Annotated in this window: 24 protein-coding genes; 17 read left to right on the forward strand and 7 right to left on the reverse strand. The window is 64.1% G+C overall.

Translation table 11 applies throughout. The features are described from left to right. The first annotated feature begins 289 nt into the window (after positions 1–289). Positions 290–982, forward strand: a complete 693-nt coding sequence (locus ACVJ19_RS17115) for a LysE family translocator (RefSeq protein ID WP_456739403.1) — start codon at positions 290–292, stop codon at positions 980–982. Positions 983–1,018: 36 nt separating this feature from the next. On the opposite strand, the gene ACVJ19_RS17120 is transcribed toward ACVJ19_RS17115, so the two are convergent. Continuing rightward, entirely contained in the window at positions 1,019–2,083 is a 1,065-nt protein-coding gene (locus ACVJ19_RS17120) for a ketopantoate reductase family protein (RefSeq protein WP_453950221.1), read from the reverse strand. Positions 2,084–2,763: 680 nt separating this feature from the next. Further along, a complete protein-coding gene (locus ACVJ19_RS17125) occupies positions 2,764–2,991 on the reverse strand; it encodes a hypothetical protein (RefSeq protein WP_453955323.1) in 228 nt (75 codons plus the stop codon). On the opposite strand from ACVJ19_RS17125, the gene ACVJ19_RS17130 reads away from it, so the two are divergent. Further along, complete coding sequence (locus ACVJ19_RS17130; protein ID WP_453950222.1) at positions 2,977–4,062, forward strand: alpha/beta hydrolase; 1,086 nt, start codon at positions 2,977–2,979, stop codon at positions 4,060–4,062. The two genes, ACVJ19_RS17125 and ACVJ19_RS17130, sit on opposite strands and share 15 nt — an antisense overlap. A gap of 79 nt (positions 4,063–4,141) precedes the next feature. Here ACVJ19_RS17130 and ACVJ19_RS17135 read toward each other — a convergent pair whose 3' ends face one another. Next, on the reverse strand, positions 4,142–4,621 hold the full coding sequence (locus ACVJ19_RS17135; RefSeq protein WP_453950223.1) for a MarR family winged helix-turn-helix transcriptional regulator: 480 nt from the start codon (positions 4,619–4,621) through the stop codon (positions 4,142–4,144). 513 nt (positions 4,622–5,134) lie between these two features. Between ACVJ19_RS17135 and ACVJ19_RS17140 the strand changes: the two genes are divergently transcribed. Beyond that, positions 5,135–6,709: a porin gene (locus tag ACVJ19_RS17140; protein WP_456739404.1), complete on the forward strand. Its 1,575-nt coding sequence runs from the start codon at positions 5,135–5,137 to the stop codon at positions 6,707–6,709. Positions 6,710–7,842: 1,133 nt separating this feature from the next. On the opposite strand, the gene ACVJ19_RS17145 is transcribed toward ACVJ19_RS17140, so the two are convergent. From ACVJ19_RS17145 to ACVJ19_RS17160, 4 genes are all read right to left on the reverse strand, one after another. Further along, entirely contained in the window at positions 7,843–8,490 is a 648-nt protein-coding gene (locus ACVJ19_RS17145; RefSeq protein WP_453950224.1) for a MarR family winged helix-turn-helix transcriptional regulator, read from the reverse strand. 921 nt (positions 8,491–9,411) lie between these two features. After that, positions 9,412–10,737, reverse strand: coding sequence for a flagellar protein export ATPase FliI (gene fliI / locus ACVJ19_RS17150; RefSeq protein WP_453950225.1), 1,326 nt, complete (start codon positions 10,735–10,737; stop codon positions 9,412–9,414). A gap of 48 nt (positions 10,738–10,785) precedes the next feature. Further along, positions 10,786–11,514, reverse strand: a complete 729-nt coding sequence (gene flgF, locus ACVJ19_RS17155; protein WP_018641270.1) for a flagellar basal-body rod protein FlgF — start codon at positions 11,512–11,514, stop codon at positions 10,786–10,788. 3 nt (positions 11,515–11,517) lie between these two features. Next, entirely contained in the window at positions 11,518–12,252 is a 735-nt protein-coding gene (locus ACVJ19_RS17160) for a DUF1217 domain-containing protein (protein WP_456739526.1), read from the reverse strand. Positions 12,253–12,449: 197 nt separating this feature from the next. Between ACVJ19_RS17160 and motA the strand changes: the two genes are divergently transcribed. The 14 genes from motA to flgH all read left to right on the forward strand — a co-directional run bounded on the left by motA (position 12,450) and on the right by flgH (position 22,352). Continuing rightward, positions 12,450–13,346 carry a flagellar motor stator protein MotA gene (motA, locus tag ACVJ19_RS17165; RefSeq protein WP_453950226.1) on the forward strand — a complete coding sequence of 299 codons (897 nt, stop codon included), beginning with the start codon at positions 12,450–12,452 and terminating at the stop codon, positions 13,344–13,346. Beyond that, positions 13,343–14,284, forward strand: a complete 942-nt coding sequence (locus ACVJ19_RS17170; RefSeq protein ID WP_453950227.1) for a flagellar motor switch protein FliM — start codon at positions 13,343–13,345, stop codon at positions 14,282–14,284. Before motA ends, ACVJ19_RS17170 begins: the two co-directional genes overlap by 4 nt. Beyond that, the gene (locus ACVJ19_RS17175) at positions 14,265–14,579 is read left to right on the forward strand and encodes a hypothetical protein (RefSeq protein WP_453950228.1); all 315 of its coding nucleotides are present in this window, start codon (positions 14,265–14,267) and stop codon (positions 14,577–14,579) included. The genes ACVJ19_RS17170 and ACVJ19_RS17175 overlap by 20 nt, the downstream gene beginning before the upstream one ends. Positions 14,580–14,655: 76 nt before the next feature. Further along, a complete protein-coding gene (fliN, locus tag ACVJ19_RS17180) occupies positions 14,656–15,030 on the forward strand; it encodes a flagellar motor switch protein FliN (RefSeq protein ID WP_453950229.1) in 375 nt (124 codons plus the stop codon). A 2-nt stretch (positions 15,031–15,032) separates the two neighbouring features. Next, complete coding sequence (locus ACVJ19_RS17185) at positions 15,033–16,073, forward strand: flagellar motor switch protein FliG (RefSeq protein WP_453950230.1); 1,041 nt, start codon at positions 15,033–15,035, stop codon at positions 16,071–16,073. Between the two features lie 13 nt (positions 16,074–16,086). Further along, entirely contained in the window at positions 16,087–17,172 is a 1,086-nt protein-coding gene (gene flhB, locus ACVJ19_RS17190) for a flagellar biosynthesis protein FlhB (protein ID WP_453950231.1), read from the forward strand. 64 nt (positions 17,173–17,236) lie between these two features. Continuing rightward, positions 17,237–17,638: a flagellar basal body rod protein FlgB gene (gene flgB / locus ACVJ19_RS17195; protein WP_453950232.1), complete on the forward strand. Its 402-nt coding sequence runs from the start codon at positions 17,237–17,239 to the stop codon at positions 17,636–17,638. Between the two features lie 11 nt (positions 17,639–17,649). Continuing rightward, positions 17,650–18,066 carry a flagellar basal body rod protein FlgC gene (gene flgC, locus ACVJ19_RS17200; RefSeq protein WP_212348702.1) on the forward strand — a complete coding sequence of 139 codons (417 nt, stop codon included), beginning with the start codon at positions 17,650–17,652 and terminating at the stop codon, positions 18,064–18,066. A 2-nt stretch (positions 18,067–18,068) separates the two neighbouring features. Further along, a complete protein-coding gene (locus tag ACVJ19_RS17205; protein WP_453950233.1) occupies positions 18,069–18,398 on the forward strand; it encodes a flagellar hook-basal body complex protein FliE in 330 nt (109 codons plus the stop codon). A gap of 17 nt (positions 18,399–18,415) precedes the next feature. Next, positions 18,416–19,204 (forward strand): flagellar basal-body rod protein FlgG, encoded by a 789-nt coding sequence (gene flgG / locus ACVJ19_RS17210; RefSeq protein ID WP_080135281.1) that lies wholly within the window; start codon positions 18,416–18,418, stop codon positions 19,202–19,204. A gap of 13 nt (positions 19,205–19,217) precedes the next feature. Beyond that, the gene (gene flgA, locus ACVJ19_RS17215) at positions 19,218–19,694 is read left to right on the forward strand and encodes a flagellar basal body P-ring formation chaperone FlgA (protein ID WP_453950234.1); all 477 of its coding nucleotides are present in this window, start codon (positions 19,218–19,220) and stop codon (positions 19,692–19,694) included. Continuing rightward, positions 19,691–20,821 (forward strand): flagellar basal body P-ring protein FlgI, encoded by a 1,131-nt coding sequence (gene flgI / locus ACVJ19_RS17220; protein ID WP_453950235.1) that lies wholly within the window; start codon positions 19,691–19,693, stop codon positions 20,819–20,821. The genes flgA and flgI overlap by 4 nt, the downstream gene beginning before the upstream one ends. A 67-nt stretch (positions 20,822–20,888) precedes the next feature. Continuing rightward, positions 20,889–21,656, forward strand: a complete 768-nt coding sequence (locus ACVJ19_RS17225; RefSeq protein WP_453950236.1) for a MotE family protein — start codon at positions 20,889–20,891, stop codon at positions 21,654–21,656. Continuing rightward, the gene (flgH, locus tag ACVJ19_RS17230; protein WP_453950237.1) at positions 21,657–22,352 is read left to right on the forward strand and encodes a flagellar basal body L-ring protein FlgH; all 696 of its coding nucleotides are present in this window, start codon (positions 21,657–21,659) and stop codon (positions 22,350–22,352) included. Positions 22,353–22,357: the final 5 nt, after the last annotated feature.

Consider the following 22,357-nt stretch of genomic DNA (forward strand, 5'->3'; position numbering starts at 1 on the left):
GCCAAACAACAAGTCGAGCCCGACATGCACGCATGCAGCACTTGCGCAATTGCGGGATCACGCATGGCGACCACGGTCGACTGCGAAGTGGCTTGCAAACGTGAAACGCGCGCGGCCCGGCTCCATTCGCCGTCAAGCACGGCCGTTTCGGCGTCGCGCAGCGCCAGGAGAGGAGACGCGACACGCATCGTCGTCACGCAGTCGTGATATCTGCGGTGCGTGCGCCCGCGCCGCGTGAGGCGACACGTTTGCGTGATGAGGAGCGGCGGACTTAGGACGTCGCGCCGCGTTGCTGCAGCATCACACCAGGAACAATCCGTGGTGGGACGACAGGGACGTCCCGTCATCGCATGACCCAGATCAAGGCCTGTCGGCGCGTTGCCTGCTAGCCGAGGGCATGAACTTCCTGACCTTCTTCACGGCGACCTGTTTTCTTCTCGCCATGCCGGGACCGACCAACACCTTGCTCGCGACATCGGGGGCGGGGGTCGGTATCTCGCGCTCGCTTCATCTGCTGGCGGCGGAGCTGTGCGGCTATCTTTCGGCGATTGCACTGCTGCGGCTGGCGCTTGGGCCCGTCGTGAGCGGCGTCCCGCTTGCGGCTGTCGTGCTCCGCGTGGCGGTGACCGTCTACATTCTGGGCCTTGCCGTCATGCTCTGGCGCGTCAACGCGCGCGAGCTGCGCCATGGCGCGGTGGTGACGTTCCGCCAGGTGCTGCTCACAACGCTCTTGAATCCGAAGGCGATGGTGTTCGCCTTCCTGCTGCTGCCGCTTCAGGGCGGGCTGTTCGAGCTGCTGCCCCGGCTCGGTATGATCGCGCTTCTGATCGTCACGGCCGGCGCTGCGTGGGTGACACTGGGCGCAACGCTCGGCCATGGTGCCCGTCGTCTCGGGCGGCCCGACCTGATCACGCGCACCGGCGCGGTCACGCTCGTCGCCGTGACCGGCCTGATCTGGCTTCAATCCTTCCTGAGCGCGTGAACGCCGGCGACGCCGGCAAGTGTCGACGCCGGTCCGCTACTGTGCGCCCGACCCGCCCTGCACGATCTTCTCGTTCAGCTTCTGGTCCACAGTCTCCACTGTGCGGTCGATCTCGGCGTTGGGCACGCCGAGTTGATGCGAGATCAGCTTCACCAGGAGGTCGACGCGCTCGATGAAGGGCGCGCCGCTCGCCACCGCGCGCGCGGCCGACGACGGCTTGAGCAGGCTCTCCGCGGCCTTGGCATATTTCGCGAACGGCACCTGGTCCTGCGGATCGGCGCCGAGGCGGCGGGCGACGGCGTCGACATGGTCGTAGATCGTCTGCGAGCGTGCGAGATCGCCATGCACGGCGTCGCGGATCGATTGCGGTTCGTTGGGCGTGATGCAGCGGTAATTGCCGGTGAGCAGCATCGACCATTTCGCCAGCGGCACGAACAGGGAGTCGAACACCTTCAGCTTCACCGGCACGTCGTGGCCGTCGAGCGTCACCGCGTCGATGTCGGCTTCGAGCTCGCGCAACAGCTTGTTGTGCTTCTCGTCCGCGAAGACCGACGCCTTGAAGTTGGTGGGCAGGCCGACATGAAGCACGTTCGCGGCTTCCTCCGGCGGGCGGAAGGCCTGCGGGTCGGGCGAGCACAGCGTCACCAGTCCCGGCTCGAACCGCTCCCACACCTGCGCATTGGTGTAGGCCTCCTCGAGATCCATGTCGGCGAGCGCCGGAATCCGCTTCAGGTAGGGCAGCGGCGGCATGTTCATGATCGACAGGCACGGCAGCTTCGCCGCGGCGATCTTGACCATGAGGACGCGCACCGTGTGGTTGGTGTATTGCGGCTCCTGCATCGCGAGGCCGACCAGATCGTAACGGGAGACGTCGACATCGGCCGGCGTCACCGCGTCGAGCTTGCCGGGCAGGTCGCGCGAGAAGATTGCCCGGTGCACTGCCTCGTCGCGCAACTTGATGCGCACCTCGGTACCGTCGCGATTGATGAGCTCTGCGGTCTTGGCGCGGCAGACCAGGGTCACATTGTGCCCCGCCATCAGCAGCTTCGTGCCCAGCAGCGAGCCGTAGGAAGCCCCGAGAATCAGAATGTTACGCGCCATGTTTCGTCCCTTGGAATGTCATGTGATTTTTGAGCCCCAGCCGTCGTTCGCGGGGGGCGATTTGCAGGCATGTAAAGCGAAGTAGCCGGCAATGGCAACTGGGATAATGCATACAAGATGCGGAAGGTCGGGCACGCCCCGGTCGTGCCGCGACAAGCGAAGTGTGACGGATCTCCATCCGGCCAGGGGTCTGCAGATCCGCTCGTTGCTTGAAACAAGTTATTTCCCGACGTCCCGGAATGCATGTCTCACCCGGCTCGCCAGAGCGAGGCGATCATACGCCGTCACGCGGTGCGCGAATGAGCGGGGCCCAGGAGCTGTCTCGTCGATGAGGCGGCAATCGGCCGCATCTTTCGTTGCTGCGGTGATTGGCGGCGCGCCGGATGCGCACATAAGACGTTCATGAGAGGCCGATACCGGTCATGCCTCTTCCATCATCAAACGGCATCCAAATTTTAATCGTCAGCCGCAACAAAAAACTACAAACGCAAGACCGCAAAAATGGCAATGTGGGGCGGGGCCGTAACTGTAGATCAGCAACGGAGCTGAGACGTGACGATTGAGTTGGAGCCGGCGTGCAACTTGTGTTGAGACCGGCTGATGGGGGCGACACACCGTGTGGTCCAGTGCCCTCGCGCGCGCGAAGCGAAGACGAAATGAACCTCGGATGGGGTCTCGCTTCACCAAAGGCTCGATTCCGCGAGGGGGGTGTACTGTCCCTGTGCGGAATGGCAGCGAGACGGATCGACGAGGCCGACAGCATCAGCAGACGCAAGCGCGATGCACGCGACCAGGTACGCCTGGGATCGCATCGAGCAGGTGAGCACGGCGTTGCGCTGACAGCGCAGCCGGCAAACCTGGCCAATCGCTGACGGCGTCGTTCGGGGAAAGAAATGGAAGGTGATCATTGGCCTCACGGCTCCTGCGATGGAGCCGGTGGAAGCCTGGTACGCTTGCGAAAGCGCGCGTCCGAATTTTTCGAAAGCCTGTCTGTCGCGGAGCTTGCGCGTGAGGCGCACAGGCATCTGTGGGTTTCAGACTGGTTGAGGGTCGCGGAAGACTATCGGAGCTCCGCCGAATCCGCGCGCGCGGATGGTGCCGGCCGGATCGTCGCGTGCGAAGCGTGGATATGCGCGCTGATGGCGTTCGAGGTCGCGCGAAGCCTGTCTGGTCCGGACGATCTCGCGAGTACCGACTTCGCCGATAGGGTCGGTTTCAGCCTGAGAAGCTTCGCGGACGATGCGGCCCAAGCGATCGAGCGCGTGGAGATCGACGGCTTCGATCAGGGAGCGTTGACCGGATTCTTCCTGCCGGCGCTCTGTCACGGGCCTTCTGCGCCCGCGGTCATCTGCATCGCCGACGAGGACATCACCCTGGCCTCGATGATGAGCAGGCTCTTGCCCGCCTCGCTTCGCCGCAACATGTCACTTCTGCTCATCGATGCCGGCAATTCGCCCGTTCGTGGCCCGCTCAGACAGGAGCATATCCTCCAATGCTGGCTGGACTATCTGGAGGCTCGTCCGGATGTCGACTCGCAGCGGATAGCGATCTACGGCGAAGGGGCGGGCGCCAGTCATGCCTCCCGCCTTGTCCTTTCGGATCGCAGGATAGCCGCCGCCGTGTGCGACGGCGGTCTTTTGCGGTTGGTCACGCGCCAAGCATCGGTTCATTGGATGACAGGCGTCGAGCAGGTCGTCGAGGGCGGAGCCTCGCTGCGTCCGTTGCCGTCGCCACGCCGAATGGCCTGCCCGCTTCTCATGGTGGTAGGGAGCCGCTCGATGATGCACGAACAGCAGGCCCTCGAGCTGCAAGCCGGCTATCGTCAGGCCGGAGCCGACTGCTCGGTCGTCGTGCCGAACCGCATCCCGTATCCTCTGGGCGAGGTCGAGAATTTCGTCACGGTGGACGATTTCATTTTCGAGTGGCTCGAGGCCAAACTCGGAGCTGCCCGTCGCCTCGATCCCGTAACCTACCTCTAGCGCATGATCCCCAAGAATGCGCTGCGTTCTTCTCGCGACGAACGCGGCGCAGATCATGCTGCGTCAGGAAGACCGCCGATCACGAGACGTCGATGGCCAGCAGCCGTGCAGCGAGCCGGGCATTCTTGGCAATGGTCGCGAGCGCGGCATTCAGATCGGCGAGGGCCTTCTCGTCGAGCTCGTTGAACATGGTCGAATTCAGGGCGAGCTTCCGCTTGGACAGTTTTTCGATGTCCGCCGTCGCCTTGTCCGTCAGCGACATCAGAACGAAGCGGGCGTCGTCGGCCGCCGGCCGTCGCGACAGGAAGCCGCTCTTCTCGAGGCTCTTGGTCTGGTTGGTCACGAAGGCGGGGTGGATCCGCAGCTTGTTCGCAATGTCGATTCCGGCGACGCCTCGCCCCTCGTCCAGCTCGGTGATGGCCATCAGGATCAGCCATTGCGGCTCGGTGATGCCGAGCAGTCCGGCCCAGCTGCCGTGGATGTCCTCCAGCTGCGAGTGGATTTCAACGATGTTCCAGATGAAGTCCGTAATCGCCCGGTCGAGCTTCTTCTCGATCATATGGCTTCCCCCGTTGACCATTTTTGTTTTTGGCTTTGATCATCCTTTTACCGGGATATTGGCAGGCCGTCTCGCATATCGTGCGCGGAACCCTTCATTGGGGAAATCGTGTCGACACTTAATGCTTGCAGAAAGCAATTGATTAAGTTACGTCTTTTCGCACTCAGAATTTGCTGCTCTTGACCACTGTCAATGACCGGCGATGTGAGACCTCCAAGAAAGCCCTCGGGATGCCCCCTGAGGGCTTTTTCTTTTATTTCAGTTACTTGTATCGCGGCATTTGCCTCCTGTTGCGCGTAGGCAACATCCCTTTCTGAACTTGCGCTTCACTAAATCAATGAATTGAGGCGATTGTTTTTATAAACTATATGTGAAGCCACGACGGAGGGGGGGCACCTCGCTGTCGTTTCAGTCCGGACCTTCAGTGCGGACCTGAATTGAACGGAACTTGAGAGGGTCAAGCGGCCTCCACCGAGGAGCCGAGCCCCCTGAATCGACCTGGAGGTTTATCTAATGAAGTTGACGAAGACGCTCTTTCTCGGCTCGGCAGCCGGCCTGATGGCCGTCTCCGGTGCGTTCGCAGCCGATCTCCCCGTGAAGGCCAAGGCCGTCGAATACGTGAAGGTCTGCTCGCTCTACGGCGCCGGCTTCTACTACATCCCGGGCACCGACACCTGCATCAAGCTCGGTGGTTACCTGCGCGCTGACGCCGTGCTGGGCTCCAACTCGGACTTCAATCCGAACCAGAGCGGCACTGCCGGTGCTCGCAACCGCCTGATGAACTACTACACCTTCCGCGCTCGTGAAGACCTGAACATCGACACGCGCACCGCGACCGAGTACGGCGTCGTCCGTACCTTCTTCGACGGCGTGTTCACCTGGACCACCGGCAACTATACGCCCACCGGTTCGGCGACGGGTGCTACCCAGTACAGCGGTACGCTCGGTCTCAACGCTGCGGGCACCGGCCTCGTCGGCTCGGGCAGCGGCAACGTCAACGGCACCGACGGCAACACCTCGGCTGGTGCGCTCGGCGTGTACTACGCTTTCATCCAGTTCGCCGGCTTCACGATGGGTAAGGCCGTGTCGCAGTTCGACGCGCCCTGGACCAACTATCCCGGCAACATCACCGACAACCTCGTCGGCGGCAGCGGCACCGTGACCGGCGTCACCCAGTTCACCTACACGGCCGACTTCGGCCAGGGCGTGACGGCGTCGTTCTCGGCTGAAGATGCGACCGCGTACTATCAGGCCGGCAACCTCAACATGACCGGCGCGACCGCCTCCGGCATCCTCGGCGGCTCGTACGGCACCAACGCCATCGGCGGTTCGCGCTCGCCGAACCTCGTCGGTCAGGTGCGTGTCGACCAGGCCTGGGGTCTGTTCCAGGCGTCGGTGGCTGCGCATGACAACCACGTGGGCTATTACGGCGCGACCGAAACCACCGGCCACCCCGACGACAAGTGGGGCTGGGCGGTTCAGCTCGCTCTGTCGATCAAGAACATCCCGACCGGCGCGGGTGACACGATCAACATCCAGGCCGTCTACACCGACGGTGCGACCCGTTATAACTTCCAGAACCTGTCGGGCAGCAGCTACGCGCTGTACGGTAGCTCGAGCACTGCCTACGGCAGCGTCGGCTTCGCCAATGCTCCGGACACGGTCTTCGTGACCGGCAGCCAGCAGGAAACCGTCAAGACCTGGGGCTTCCGTGGCGCCTACACCCACAACTGGGATCCCTACTGGAACAGCGCGCTCTACGGTGCCTACGCTCAGGCCCAGTTCGGCACGCTGGCCAAGACCACGATCTGCGGCGCCGGTGGTGCTGGCGGCGTGTTCGGTGGCCTGGCTGGTGTCACCTCGTGTAACCCGGACTTCGCGATCGGTCAGCTCGGTATCGTCACCCGCTGGACCCCGGTCAAGAACCTGACCTTCTCGGCCGACCTCTCCTGGACACACCTCGACCAGAAGTACGCCGGAACGCTTGCCATCGCCCCGTCCAGCACGACCGCCAAGCCGGCCGCGACTTACGAGCTGAAGGATCAGGACTCGATCGCCATGATCCTCCGCGCTCAGCGCAACTGGTAAGATCTGTCGAAAGATCTCAAAGAGCACCCGGCGGGAAACCGCCGGGTGTTTTTTGTTGTGCGGATCATTTGAGGCCCGGGGGCGCCGAAGTCCCGTAGCCCGGGTGAGCGCAGCGATACCCGGGAATTCTCTCGCGAAGGTCCCGGATGTCGCTTCCGCCTTCGCTTCTTCGAGCTACGGCGGACAAAGTCGCTGATCCGGGCTACGGGACCGGGCTGTGTCGCTCTGCCTGTCAACCCGCCCGCGCAAAAATATTCCACTTTACCGAAATTCGGATTTATCGTATGTATCGCCCATCCCGGCTCATCCTTGAGGGGCGATCATGTTATCGTCACGATGCGCGAGCCGGGCTTGCGGTGGACGCGGCAGCGTCGGCACGAACAGGTAGCGGGCAGGGCGGGTAGTCCCTGTGAGCTCGTAACCGCGTGCGGACGAGCGGCGCTGTGAGTTCGTCACGCCAGCATTTCGATGGCAACGTGCACAACGCTATCGAACCCTGTGGCGCCAACGAACGCGCGTACGGCAAAACCGTGTGGTCCTGACCGTCGTTGCTACGGTCAAGCCTTTCGCGAAGATGCGCGCGAGCCCAACCGGGTAGACGGCATCGTCAATTCGCGGGGTGAGGGAGGCCAGAAGGAATTCGGCTCCCGGGAGAGCACGGCATAAGCCGTCCGACCATCGCGCAGGGAAGGCCGTGTGTTGGGCTTCACCTGTATGCTGCTGTGCGGTCTTCTCTGCGTGTGCTTTTCGCGCAGCGGACCGCGGGTGCCGCCGGCACCCGGCCTTCCCTGCGCCCTCTTGGACAAGAGGACGGAGCGACGAAGCAAAGCTCGGGCGAATTAGGCCGCGAGGATGCAAAGGCGTGTCCGATGTCAGGAGTGCTGAGGCTGGCGAGACGAGCCGAACTCCATGTCCGTCACCCTGAGGTGCGCGCTCTGCTGCGCAACGCGCTGCAGAGCAAGCCTCGAAGGGCGACGGCCCGGCTGCATCGGGGCCGCTCATCCTTCGAGGCTCCCCATGGGACGCGTTGCGTCCCATGCCTCGCACCTCAGGATAACGGAGAGGCGGCTACACGAATGCCCGTGAAACTATCCGCAAGTCTTGCTCTCGCGAGCCGCCGGAAATTGCGCGCCTCAGCCCTGGCTCGCCACGCGGGCGCGATCGAGATGCTCCTCGATCTTGGGGCGGTCGCGGGTGCGCTCGAAACTGGTACAGAGCAGCTCGGTCTCATCGAGCGAAACAGGGGCGCGATACAACCGGCACATGAACTCGGCGGTTGCCCGTCCCTTTGCGGCGGCCGGACCGATGCTTGGGCCGCGTTCGGCGAGAAACATGCAGTCCCGGCAGATGCTGGCATCGAGCCGTTGATGCGCGGCGTCGAGGTGATTGAGGATCTCCCGCAGCGAGTCGCGCAAGCGGACGCACTCGTCGGTCCCGAGTGCCGTGACCGCATTCACCACGTGGTTGATCGGGTCGTGCTGGCTCAGGCACTTCTCGCCCTGCGCGGTGACGTGGAGCACCACGGAACGCTTGTCCTCATGCGAGGGCTTGCGCACCAGGAAGGACTTGCTCTCCAGCGTCTTCACGATCTGCGACGCCGTCGCCCTGGTGGCGCCGATGAAGCCTGCGAGTGCGGACGGTGTGCGCGAAAACCTGTTGGCGCGGCCGAGGAAGCGCAGCGCCATCCATTCCCGATCGCGCAATCCATGCTGATTGCCTTCAAAATACCAAGCCCTCGCCGCCTGGACCAGCAGCTCGACGGCTTCTCTTGCCAATGGCATGGATTCCTACCTCGCCCCCGGAACTTCGTCTGCGGCGTCCCGAAGCCGCCTTGCGCCCTGGCTCGCGAATCCTTCGAGGAACGTCAGACCTCTGGAGACGTCCGATGAGCATGACATGCCCGGCCTCGGCTCGAAGGCACGGATCGCAGCGCGTCCGACACGGACCGATGCGCGGGGTGCAGTCCGGAGCGTGAGGCTGCGTCGCTGATGGCACACCAATCGCGTCGCACGGGAGCCCGAGTTGCCGTCACCAGCAGATGATGGATCGGAGTTGTTCAACCGAAGCCCCTGAAGTTCAAGTCACACGCAGACGTTTCTTATCTTCCGCCGAAACGATGAATGAGCTTCTCAACAAAATCAAGTAGAGACGCTCTCGGAGACTGGATGTCGTCGCAGGCGAATGTAACGTTCAAGACAATCTCGTTCCCGAGGACACATGATGGTGAACGCAATACACTGTCCCGCGGGCAACATGCACGCAACTATACGACGGTTTGATTGCACAGCATGTTGATGTCTGCCGTTGATGCAGGTTGATCGAAGCTTGTGCATGACAAAGGCGATGTGTGTCGATGAATCATCCACAACTTGTGCGATCTGCGGGAGAATTGCCCGAGGGAACCCGCAGGAATTGCACGCGGCAGTTGTTGTGGGCGCGATTCGGAGAATCGACGATTCGTTTCGCCTGCCACGCGGCCGCCCATGCTCCTCCGAACGGTTGAAACGCTCATGAGAGAAAGGACGGCAGCCACGATGTGCAAGGCGAAACCGCGGGCGCCGCGCGCCCCGTCCCGGCCTGCTAAGGCATGATCCGGGCCCGGAGGGCGGCGTCGGTGCAAAGTGCGAAGCGGTTGCCCGGAAAGATCATGTGTAAACAACAACCTAGAGCGCAATGACGATTCATCCGAATCTCATCGCGCTTCAGTCGCCCTTGAGCATGTCCCGGAGCTCGCGGAACGGGTCGGCGCTCGGCGGCGCCGAAGCGTCCTGCCGCATCGCGCTGTAGATCCGCGGAACCATGTCGACCGCCTGGTCGAGGCCCGAATCGCGTCCGGACTGGTATCCACCCATCAGGCGCAAGTCGCGAGTGTCCTCGTATTTGGCGATCATGGTGCGCAGCTTGCTCACCAATTCGCGTTCCTCGGGGTCCCAGACGTTGTGGGCGAGGCGGGAGACCGAGGCGAGGACGTCCACGGCCGGATAGCGGGCCTGGTCGGCGATGTGCCTGGAGAGCACGATGTGTCCGTCGAGCGTGCTGCGGATAGTATCGGCGATCGGCTCGTTGTGGTCGTCGCCGTCGACCAGCACGGAGAAAATGCCGGTGATCGTGCCGGATCCCTCCTCGCTGGGGCCGGCGCGCTCCAGAAGACGCGGCAGGTCGGTGAAGACCGTCGGCGCGTAGCCGCGCGCCACCGCGGGCTCGCCGGCGGCGAGCGCGACCTCGCGGGCCGCGTGGGCGAAGCGGGTGATCGAATCGACCATGAGCAGGACCGATTCGCCCCGATCCCGGAAATATTCGGCGACGGCCATGGCCGTCTTCGGCGCCAGCCGCCGCATCATCGGGCTTTCATCTCCCGTCGATACGATGGTGACGGCGCGGCTGCGGTTATTGCCGAGCACGTCCTCGATGAATTCGCGCACCTCGCGGCCGCGCTCGCCGACCAGGGCCAGCACGACGGTGTCGAAGCCCTGGCTGCGGGCGAGCATGGCGAGCAGTGTCGATTTGCCGACGCCGGAACCGGCAAAGATGCCGACGCGCTGGCCGGCGCAGATCGGGGAAAACAGGTCGATGACGCGCACGCCGGTGCGCAGCGGCTTGTGGACGCGCGCGCGCTTCATCGCCGACGGTGCCTCGGCCTCCGCCGAGACGGCGCGCGATCCCGGCGTGAGCGGACCCTGTCCGTCCAGCGGGGCGCCGAGCGCGTTGATGACGCGGCCCTTCCAGCTCGGATCGGGTGCGAAGGACAGCGGCGGCATCCGGTAGGCGACGGAGCCGAGGCCGCCGCCGAACTGCCGGTCGAACGGCTTGGCGATGATGCCGTCGCTGTCGATCCGGACCACTTCGCCGATCTGGGGCTTGCCGCCGGAGTTGACGCCGATCAGCTCACCAAGCCTGACGAAGCGCGACAGGCCGGAGACACGGAAATGCGTCGGCGCGATCTCGGAGATCGCGCCGCTGACGCTGGCCAGGGGAGTGCTCTGCTGAAGCTCCAGCAGCGCCCACTCGAGTTGCCGAAGAGCGTTCAAGGAAACCGTCCACCCTCATTGCGCACGCGGCGCACTCTACTTGCAAGTCTATTTGCCCGGCTCGCCCAGCGTCCGGATTGCGTTCTGGAGCGAGCTCTCGGTACCCTCGATCATCGAATTGGTGCCGTCGAAGGCGCGCGAGGCGGCCATCAGCTTGGTCAATTCCATCATCGGATTGGCGCCGGACCCCTCGACGTAGCCCTGCTTGAAGCCGTCGCGGGAGAAATCGGCGATCGCGGTCGCAGGCCGGTCGGGCGTGACGCCGGAATTGCCGTAACGCTCGAGATTGGCGTCAGCGGGAATGTTGAACAGGCCGATGGTGCCGATCTCGTTGTTGTCCTGGGTGATCGCGCCGCTGCGCGAGATCGAGACCGGTCCGCCGTTCGGGTCGAGCGTGATCTGCGCGCCGCCGGCGTCGACGACGGGGAAGCCGGACACCGTCTGAAGGTCGCCGTTGGCGGCGATCTGGAGCCGGCCGTCACGCGTGTAGACCGTGCCGTTCGGGCCGGCGAAGGCGAGCCAGCCCTGTCCCACCACGGCGACGTCGAGCGGATTGCCGCTCTCGGTGATGTTGCCTTGCTCGCGCGAAATGATGTTGTCGCCGGGCGAGGAGAACGCGACCGGGTTCGCGCCGGCCTTGGACAGCACGGTCTCGAACTTCACGACGTCGGTGCGGAATGCCGCCGTGTTGACGTTGGCGACGTTGTTGGCGATCGTCTGGAGGCGCTTTTCGAGGGCGACCTGCGCCGACAATCCCACATAGAGAGCGGATTGCATGACTTACCTGTTGAACTTGATGTTCTGAAGCGTCGTGAGCATGTTGGTATCCATGCTGATCGACGTCGCGGCGCCGGCGATCAGGACCAGCGCGGGATTGGTCGAGGTGTCGGCCTGGGCCTGGGTCGCATCCCACATCGCCGCGAAACGCTGCACGAATTTGGTGACCTTGGTCGGATCCTGGAAATCGGTGAGATCGATCTTGTCCGTGATCATCTTGGCCTGCATGTCGATGTCGGACGAGCTGATCGTCGACGGCCAGCCCATCGCGGTCTGCACCACCTGCGTCAGCGCCTTGTCGGCGAGGATCTGGTAGGCGTTGGTGATCGTGGAGGCCTTGCGGGTGAAATAGAGCGCCAGCCGCAGGCCTTCGTTCTGGTCGCCGGCCTTCTCCTCCATCGTCTGCGTGACGTATTGGGTCGCCGTACCGGTCGTGGCTGCCGTGGTCTGGGTCGCCTGGTCGCCGAGCGCGGCGAAATTGAAGGCGGTGGCGAACTGCCGGTAGCGGGTGTCGGTGAGCTTGTTGGCGAAGGCGTCCTTGTCCGAGACCCCCTCGGTCAGCACCTTGCGCATGAACGCCTTGGCATAGGTCATGTCGCTGAGGCCGTAGGCCTTCATCGCATAGCTGTAGAGGCGATAGTCCTTCAGGAAGTCGTCGATCGTCTTCACATTGCCGATATGGCTGAGAAAATAATCGGTCTCGCGGCTGACGTCGGGCTCCTGCGCGACCTGCGTCATCGACTTGCCCAGGTCCGTGGTCAGTCTGGTGTAATCCGCGATGGTGGATAGCATGACACGCGCCCCTATGGCCGCTTTTGCGACTTCGTCCCAAGCTGCCGCGGATTGCTTGCGCGAGGCTGGCGATGCGGGAAGCCAGCTTCGCGCAAGCGTCGCCGACTAGATATTCCCGGTGGGATCGGCGATGGAGTGGCGCGTTGCTCAGTTTCGTGGGGATTTTCATCACGGTGGCGGCGCTGCTGGGCGGATTTGCCGCCATGGGCGGGCATCTGGCCGTGCTCATGCAGCCATGGGAATTCGTCATCATCATGGGCACCGCGGTCGGCACCTTCATCGTGGCCAATCCGTGGAAGACGGTCGTCGACACCGGGGTCGCCTGCATGCAGGCCATCACCGGCGCGGTGCCGGGGCAGCGCTATTACCTCGACCTGCTCGGGGCGCTGCACGCTCTGATGCGTGAGTTGCGGGGCAAGGGCCGCAACGAGGTGGAAGCGCACATCGACGATCCCTCGTCCTCCGAGATCTTCAAGGCGTTCCCGAGCGTGCTCGGCGACCCCTCGCTGCTCCAGTTCATCTGCGATTATGTCCGTCTCATCATCATGGGCAACGCGCGCACGCACGAGATCGAAGCGCTGATGGACGAGGAGATCCACACCATCGTGAAGGGCAAGCTGGCGCCCTACCATTCGCTGGTGACGGTGTCCGAGGCGCTGCCGGCCCTCGGCATCGTCGCTGCGGTGCTCGGCGTCATCAAGGCGATGGGCGCGCTCGACCAGTCGCCGAAGCTGCTGGGCGGCTTCATCGGTGCGGCCCTGGTCGGCACCTTCGCCGGCATCTTCCTGTCTTACGGCATCATTTCGCCCTTCGCGATCAAGATCAAGATGACGCGCGAGAAGAGGTGCCGGCCCTACATCATCGTCAAGCAGACGCTGCTGGCCTTCATGAACGGCGCCATGCCGCAGATCGCGGTCGAGCACGGCCGCAAGATGATCTCCAGCAACGAACGTCCCTCGATCGACGTCGTCGAGAACGAGACGATCGCAGGCCCCAAGGCCGTCCCGACCGACGCTGAACCGAAGGCGGCCCGCGCATGACGATGGAAGACGTCGAGGTCGACCAGCGGAAGCAGCTGCCGAACTACCTGCTGGATGCGGCGGGTATTTCCATCGAACGCATGCCGATGCTCAATGTGATCTTCGATCGCATGGCGGCATCGTGCACGGACAGCCTCCAGCCGATGGCGGGAACGCCCTGCTATTTCTCGGTCAACGGCATTACCAACGACCCCCTCGGCGACATCATCAAGGACTACGAGGGCAATGCGGTCGCCGCCGTGCTCTATGCCGAGCAGTGGGACTCGCGTGTCATCATCATGCTGGATCGCGACTTCGTGTTCACGATGGTCGAGGCGATGTTCGGCTCCGACGGGGCCGAGCCGCCGCTCGACGTCGAGCGTACTTTCTCGAACATCGAGATCCGGCTGGTCCAGGCGCTGTTCGAACGGTTCGCCAAGGCTCTGCAATCCGCCTTCGCCGGCACATCCAACGTCACCTTCCGAGTCGAACGGGTCGAGACTGCGATGGCCTCGCTGGCGATCGGGCGTAGTAGCAACATGTCGATCTGCGCGAACATCATGGTGCAGGCGCTCTATCGCGGCGGTCAGATGTTCCTCATCGTCCCGCATTCCGCGCTCAACCCGCTGCGGCAAAAGCTGGCTCACGTCGTCGTCAGCGACGGCCGCGCGACTGATCCGCGCTGGCGCGAGCAGATGGAGAGCGAGGTCCATCGGACCGAGGTGACGTTGAGCGCGGTGCTCGACGAGAAGATGGTGACGCTCGGCGACGTCGTGAAGTTCCAGGTCGGGCAGGTGCTCGAGCTCGAAGCCACGCCGCGCACGCTGGCTCGTCTCGAAAGCAACAATCAGGTGCTGTTCTGGTGTCAGATCGGCCAGCTGGATGGCTATTATGCCATGCAGGTGGCAGATCCCGTGGATCAGAAGCGGGAGTTCGTCGATGATATCCTATCTCGTTGATGCCGTGCTGCTCATTGCGCTCGCCTTCACCAGCATGCGGGTGACCAAGATGCACCGCGAGCTGGCGCGGTTGCGCAGCTATCAGGGCGAATTCTCGACCATCGTCCACGAGACGGCGGGCACCTTCGACACGGTCATCACCGCGGCACATGACTCCACTGCAAATCTCGGACGGCTCGCCAACGTGCTCAGCGCGAAGATCGACCAGGCTCACGAGGCGATCGCGGCGCTCGATGCCAGAAGCGGGCTCGCATCTGCCGCGGCCGCCGGCGGCGCGGACGTGAACAAGCACTGAAGCCCGAACCGGCGGGACAACGACGATCGGAGCGCAGCGGCGTTCCGGGAATGGAAATACCAAAAGGCGATACCAAATGGCGCAATCCTTCGATTATGAGTCTGCATCTGCATCGGGAGAGGCCGAGACGTCCCCGCTGGAGCGGCTGGCGGAGATCGCCCAGCGCACGGCTGAGGAGACCGGCAAATTCGCCAATGTCGACGCCATCCTGCGCATTCCCGTCACCATGCAGGTGGTGCTCGGCTCGGCGACCATTCCGGTGGCGAACCTGATGAAGCTCGGCCGTGGCGCGGTGGTTCCGCTCGATCACAGGGTCGGGGAGCCCGTCGACGTCGTCGTCAACGGCCGCATCGTCGCCCGCGGCGAGGTGGTCGTGGTCGAAGAGGACAATTCCCGCTTCGGCGTCTCGCTCACGGAGATCGTCGGGCCGCTGGGGCAGGGTGATACCTGACCATGGCGGCACCGGTCGGCATCGCTCCCGTCAAGCAGCGAGGCGTTACCACGCTGGGCGGCACGGAAAAGGTCGCCGCGCTCCTGCTGGCGATGGGCCGGCAGGCGGCCGCGAGCGTGCTTCAGCAGTTCGAGCCGCAGGAGATCCGCATCGTCACCAAGGCGGCGGCGGAGCTGCGGCCGATCACCGCGCAGGAGCTCGAGGGAATCGTCGAGGAGTTCGCCCAGCAGTTCTCGATGGGCGCGAACATTCTCGGCACCCTCGGTGGCCTGGAAGCCGTGCTCGGCGACGTGCTTCCGGCCGACCAGGTTTCGGCGATCATGACGGACCTGCTCGGCAATTCGAGCCGGTCGGTGTGGGACCGCGTCTCGTCGGTGTCGGAAAATTCGCTGGCGACCTACCTCTCCAAGGAGCATCCGCAGACCGCGGCGCTCATCCTGTCCAAAGTCAAGCCGTCCTGCGCCGCCAAGGTGATGAGCCAGCTGCCGTCGAGCCTGCGCAACGAGCTGATGCGGCGTGTGCTCAGCCTCAAGCCGATCGTCGACGACGCGATGAAGGTCCTCGAGAAGACGCTGCACGAAGATCTGACGCTGAACTTCGCCCGCAACCTCGGCGCCGACACCTATGCCCGTGTCGCCGACATCATCAACAAGATGGAGCGCGGTCACATCGAGGACATACTGAAGAGCCTGTCGGAGAAGCGACCGAAGTCGGCCGAGGTGCTGAAGGAACTGCTGTTCACCTTCGACGACGTCATCAACCTCGCGCCGAAGGCGCGCACCATGATCTTCGACCAGGTGCCGACCGACCGCATCGTGGTCGCGCTGAAGGGCACCGACAGGCACTTCCGCGAACTGATCCTGTCCTCGGTCGCATCGCGCGTCCGTCGCGTCGTCGAAGCCGAGCTCGCGATGGGCGAGCCGTCGAACCAGCGCGACGTGCTGGAGGCGCGCCGCGTGATCACCGACCTCGCACTCGACCTTGCGGAGAAGGGTGAAATCGAGCTCAACCCCGACCAGGAGGATGAGCTGGTCTTCCGCTGACCGCTGAACGGGCATGGCAGAAACATCCGATCAGGAGAGCAAGACAGAAGAGCCGACCGAGAAGAAAGTCCGTGATTCGCTCGAACAGGGCAAAATTCCGGTCTCTCGGGAGGCATCCATCTTCGCCTCGATGGCCGCGCTGATGGTGATCCAGGCATTCCTGATCGGCCAGGGCGTGCAGCAATTGGTGCCGACGCTGAAGGGTCTGCTCGACGATCCCGAGGGCTTTCCCCTCGGCACCGGTGCCGACGCTCAGAACCTCCTCACCGTGGTGGGGCTCCAGGCGTTTCGATTCCTGGTGCCGCTGCTCGTCATCCTGGTGGTGTTCGGACTCGCTGCGTCGCTGCTGCAAAATGCGCCGCGCCTGGTGCTGCAGCGTATCGCGCCCGACCTGTCGCGGATCTCCCCGATCGGCGGCTGGAGCCGGCTGTTCGGAACGCAGGGCCTCGTCGAGTTCGCCAAGTCGCTGTTCAAGCTCGGCTCGGTGAGCGCCGTCGTCGCTTTCGTGCTGCGCTCGTCCGAAGCGAAGGCCTTCGAGGCGATGTACACCGATCCGGTTGCGCTGCCGGAGATGATCCTCAACATCGCGATGCGGATCGTCTCGGCCATCTGCATCGCGACCATCGTCCTGGTCGCGATCGATCTCGCCTGGGCGCGCTTCCACTGGCGGCGCGAGCTGCGCATGACCAAGCAGGAGATCAAGGACGAGCACAAACAGGCCGAGGGCGATCCGCTGGTCAAGGCGCGCCTGCGCTCGCTGGCGCGCGACCGCTCGCGGCAGCGGATGATCGCCTCCGCTGCGCGCGCGACGCTGGTGATCGCCAACCCGACGCACTTTGCGATCGCACTGCGCTACAAGCGCGAAGAAAACCCGGCGCCGCTGGTGGTGGCCAAGGGCATGGACGTGATCGCGCTCAAGATTCGCGAGGTCGCCGAGCAGAACCGGATCCCGGTGATCGAGAACAAGGCATTGGCGCGCGCGCTCTACGAGGCGGTTCAGGTCGATCAGGTGATTCCGGCGGAATTCTTCCGGCCGGTCGCCGAGATCATCTACTTCCTGCAGTCGAAGCAGGCACCGCGACCCGAGAAGGTTCAGTAGATTTCCGAGGATGGTGCTCCGCGCAACAGCTTGACGAAAGCTTAACGCCCTAGGGTTCTCCCGAATGGACCAGAATGGGGCTGTCGTGGGACCGCTTTATCTCTTCGAACTGGCATCGTCGCAGGCGCGGTACCTCGAGCTCCGCCAGTCGACCATCGCGACCAACGTCGCCAACGCCAATACACCGGGCTTCAAGGCGCGCGACGTCGAGCCGTTCAACAAGGTGCTCGACACGATGCCGGTCAGGCTTGCGACGACATCGCCGTCACACCTGCAGCTGTCTGCGGCCGAAACCGACACGCGCGCGACGGCCAAGAAGGACAGCTGGGAGGTGGTGCACTCCGGCAATTCCGTCAGCCTCGAGCAAGAGATGATCAAGGGCAACGACGTCAATCGCGACTACTCGATGAATTCGGCGGTCGTGCGCTCGTTCCACCGGATGATGCTGTCGAGCGTGAAGACCTGAGGTGAATTGACATGCTGGACGCACTGAGTGCCTCTCTGACAGTTGCGAGCTCCGGGCTCGAGGCGCAGTCGACGCGCATGCGCATCGTCTCGGAAAACCTCGCCAACGCGACCTCGACCGGCCGCACCGCCGGCGCCGATCCGTATCAGCGCAAGACCATCACGTTCGATGCCGCGATGGACCGAGCCTCGGGCGCGCAGCTCGCAAAGGTCAAGGAAATCGGCGTCGACACCACGCCGTACCGCGTCGAGTACGATCCAGGGCATCCCGCCGCCGACAAGGCTGGCTACGTCAAGCTGCCGAACGTCAACATGATGATCGAGATGGCCGACATGCGGGAAGTCAACCGATCCTATGAAGCCAATCTCCAGGTCGTGAAACAGGTGAGGTCGATGCTGGGCATGACCATCGACCTTCTGAGGAGCTGACAATGCTTGAGGCGATTTCATCCACCGCGATTTCCGCAGGCCAGGCGGCGTCCCGCGCCACCGAGGCGCAGGCCATCTCGCCCGCTGCGACGGCTCCGGTCCAGACCAGTGACGATGTCGGCTTCGAGTCGGTGATGAAGCAGGTGACGACGGACGCAATCGGCACGCTGAAGGCGGGCGAAGCGGCGTCGATCTCGGCGATGCAGGGCAAAGAGTCGACGCGGAAGGTCGTGGAGGCGTTGATGTCGGCCGAGCAGGCCTTGCAGACGGCGGTCGCGGTTCGCGACAAGGTCGTGCAGGCCTACCAGGAAGTCGTCCGGATGTCGATTTGATCTGAGGAGTGACGTAAGTGAAATCGCTCGCCATTGCGGCCACGGGCATGAATGCCCAGCAGACCAATATCGAAGTCATCGCGAACAACATCGCCAACATCAATTCGACGTCGTACAAGCGGGCGCGCGCCGAATTCACCGATCTGTTCTACCAGATGGATCGTATGCAGGGCGTTTCGAACGTCAACGGCTCGTCGCCGATCCCGGAGGGCGCCAATCTCGGCCTCGGCGTCAAGTCGGCGGCGATCCGCAAGCTGCACATCCAGGGCGCGCTGACGCAGACCGGAAACCCTTACGACCTTGCGATCAACGGTCGCGGCTGGTTCCAGGTGCTGGGCCCCAACAACGAGGTGCAGTACACCCGCGCGGGTTCGTTCAACGTCAATGCCAACAGTCAGCTCGTCACCACCGACGGCTATCTGCTGGATCCGGCAATCACCATCCCGCAGGGAACGGTCGAGGTCACGGTCAACGCCACCGGCCAAGTCTTTGCCAAGTTGGACACGGAAGTGAACCCGCGGCAGATCGGCCAGCTCAACCTCGCCAACTTCGCCAACGAGGCGGGCCTCGAGCCGCTGGGCAGCAATCTCTATCGCGAGACCACGGCGTCGGGTACGCCGGTCGTCGGGCTGCCGGGCGATGCCGGCTACGGCAAGATCAACCAGAAATATCTCGAGGCTTCCAACGTCGATCCCGTCAAGGAAATCACCGAGCTGATCTCGGCGCAGCGCGCCTATGAAATGAACGCCAAGGTCATCCAGGCCTCGGATGAAATGGCCTCGACCGTATCGAAGGGCCTTCGCTAGTCCCGGTGTGTCCATGTTGAACAGGGTGGGCCTGATCGTGCGCGGGTTGGCCGCCGTGCTGCTGGTTCTCGCCTCGGCGCGCGTCGCCGTCGCCGAGGAGAAGCGGCTTCCCGTGCCGGCGGTCTCGATCCGGGCGGGCGAGCTGATCCGGGACGACATGATCACCGAGCGCGCGTTCGCGCCGAACCTGCTCGGCGTCGCGATGTTCATCGAAGGACGCCAGGTCCTGGTCGGTCGCATGGCCCGGCGCGCGCTGCTGCCGGGCCAGCCGATCCCGACCAATGCGGTGGAAGATCCCTGGACCGTCGCCCGCGGCGCCATGGTCAAGGTCGTCGTCGAGGACAGCGGCCTGTCGATCGTCACTTACGGCTCGGCAATGCAGTCGGGCGCGGCCGGCGCGCTCATCCCGGTGCGCAACACCGATACCGGCGTGATCATCAGGGGCGTCGTCCAGCCGGACGGCACCGTCAAGGTCGTGGACGGATCATGACCAGAGTCCTGCTTGCGCTCGTCCTCGTCCTTTGCGCCGCCAGCGCCCAGGCCGCCGTCCGCATCAAGGACATCGCGGACATCAAGGGGCTGCGTGAGAATCAGATCGTCGGCTATGGCCTCGTCATCGGCCTGAACGGCACCGGCGACACGCTCCGCAATGCCCCGTTCACGGAGCAGTCCCTGCAATCGATGCTCGAGAACATGGGCATCAACGTCAGGAACGAGACCACGAGCACCACCAATCCGACCCGCCCGACCACGCTACGCACGCGCAACGTCGCGGCCGTGATGGTGACGGCAGACCTGCCGCCCTCGATCGGGCCCGGCGAGCGGATGGACGTGACGGTGTCGTCGCTCGGCGATGCGACCTCGCTGCTCGGCGGCACGCTGGTGATGACGTCGCTGCGCGCAGCGGACGGCGCAGTCTATGCGGTGGCGCAAGGCGCGGTCACGGTTGCCGGCTACAGCGTGGGCGGCCAGGCCCAGAACGTCAGCCAGGGCACGCCGACCGCCGGGCGCATTCCGAACGGGGCGCTGGTCGAGCGCGAGGTGCAGGGAAGCCTCCATGAAATGGAATTCCTGGTGCTGGAGCTCAAGAACCCGGATTTCGTCACCGCAACGCGCATCCTCGATGCCATCAACCGCTATGCCGGCGGCCGCTATCGCGCGCAGATCGCCTTCGAGCGCGACTACCGCACCATCGTCTTGTCGAAGCCGCGCTACATCGGTCCGGTCCGCTTCCTCGCCGAGATCGGCGAGCTGACCGTCGAGCCTGATACCCCGGCGCGGGTGGTGATCAACGAGCGCACCGGCACGGTGGTGATCGGAAGGGATGTGCGGATATCGACGGTTGCGGTGACGCACGGCAATCTGACGGTCCGCGTCACGGAGATGCCCGTGGTGTCGCAGCCGGCACCGTTCTCGCGGGGCCAGACGGTGGTCGTCCCCCAGACCGTGGTCGAGGCCAACGAGGCCGGATCGCAGGTGGCCATCCTGAGCGGCGTCGACCTCCAGCGCCTGGTTCGCGGATTGAACCAGATCGGCCTCAAGCCATCGGGCATCATCGCCATTCTCCAGGCGATCAAGACGGCCGGCGCGCTGCAGGCCGACGTCATCGTCCAATGATGCATAAGCGTCGTGCAAGCTTGGTCGCTCAATGCTCAAGTCTCGACCGAGAATCGCACGCGGCCCGATGCTGAAGCTGGATCACAAAGCCAAACTCCTTCTGCTGGTCGCGGCCGTGGCGCTCGCGGGCACTTCGCCCGTGCTTGCACTGGATGAAGCCAAGGCGTCGAAGCCGCTCAACCTGCTGTCCTTCGCCCGCGCGCGCGCTCCCGGACCGCAGAAGCCGCATATGCCGATCCCGGGTGACAATGCGTCGATGCGGGCGACGGCGTGGGCGGCGGAGGATGGCGGGCCCGCCATCACCGGCGCTGTGCCGGCTTCGGAGACGCCTGTACCGGCGCCCGCACCAGCCCCTGCGCCCGCACGTCCGGCCAAGCCCGGCAGCGTCACGGCACCGCCGAAGCCGGCGCCGCCGCAGGCCGCCGTGTCCGCCGACAACGAGGTCGCCCTGTTCTGCAGCAACGTGACTGATCCCGCCGTCGATGCGAGGCTCGCCTGGCAGATCAAGGAACTGGAGAAGGCCGAGACCCAGCTTCGCGAGCGGATCGCCGAGGTCGAGGCCAAGCGCGCCGAATACGAGAAGTGGATGGCGCTGCGCGACGACTTCCTGAAGAAGGCCGAGGCGCAGGTCGTCGAGATCTATTCGCGGATGAAGCCGGATGCCGCCGCCACCCAGATCGCCGGCATGTCGGACGAGACCGCTGCAGCCGTGCTTGCCAAGCTCAGCCCGAGGAGCTCGAGCGCAATTTTCAACGAGATGGATACGGCGCGCGCCGCGCACCTTGCCGACGTGCTCGGCGGAATGCGCCGCGTGGATGACGGAAAGACCAAATAGATGAAGAATCTGATCCTCATCCTGTCGCTCTTGATGCTTGCCGGATGCGTCAACGACCCGGCCGAGGTCCTGACCGGTCCGCGATTGTCGCCGGTCGGCAGCGGCCTGAGGACGCAGGCCGAGCCGATCCCGGTGACGCCACGCGTGCGCACGCCCGTCAGCTACCGCTCGACCTGGGACGACGGCACCGACCTCTATCGCGATCCCCGCGCGCGGCGCACCGGCGACGTCGTGACGGTGATCATCTCGATGCAGGACAAGGCCAAGCTCGACAACAAGACCGACCGCTCGCGCGATTCGCAGATCAAGTTCGGGCTGGACTGGCTGATGGACGTCGCGGGATGGAGCGACAAGGGCTCCACCAGCGCCAACCTCAGCACCAACACACAGATCAAGGGCAACGGCCAGATCGATCGCACCGAGGACATCAAGCTGTCCATCGCCGCCATCGTCACCGACGTGTTGCCGAACGGCAATATGATGATCAGCGGCTCGCAGGAATTCCGCGTCAACACCGAGATGCGCGTGCTCAATGTCGGCGGCATCGTGCGTCCGCGCGATATTTCACGGACCAACACGATCTCCTACGACAAGATCGCGGAAGCGCGCGTGTCCTATGGTGGTCGCGGAAACCTGTCTGACGTGCAGCAGCCTGGATGGGGGCATCGGATCTATGACACCGTGGCACCGTTCTGAGGTTC

This window comes from Bradyrhizobium sp. USDA 376, assembly GCF_054063675.1.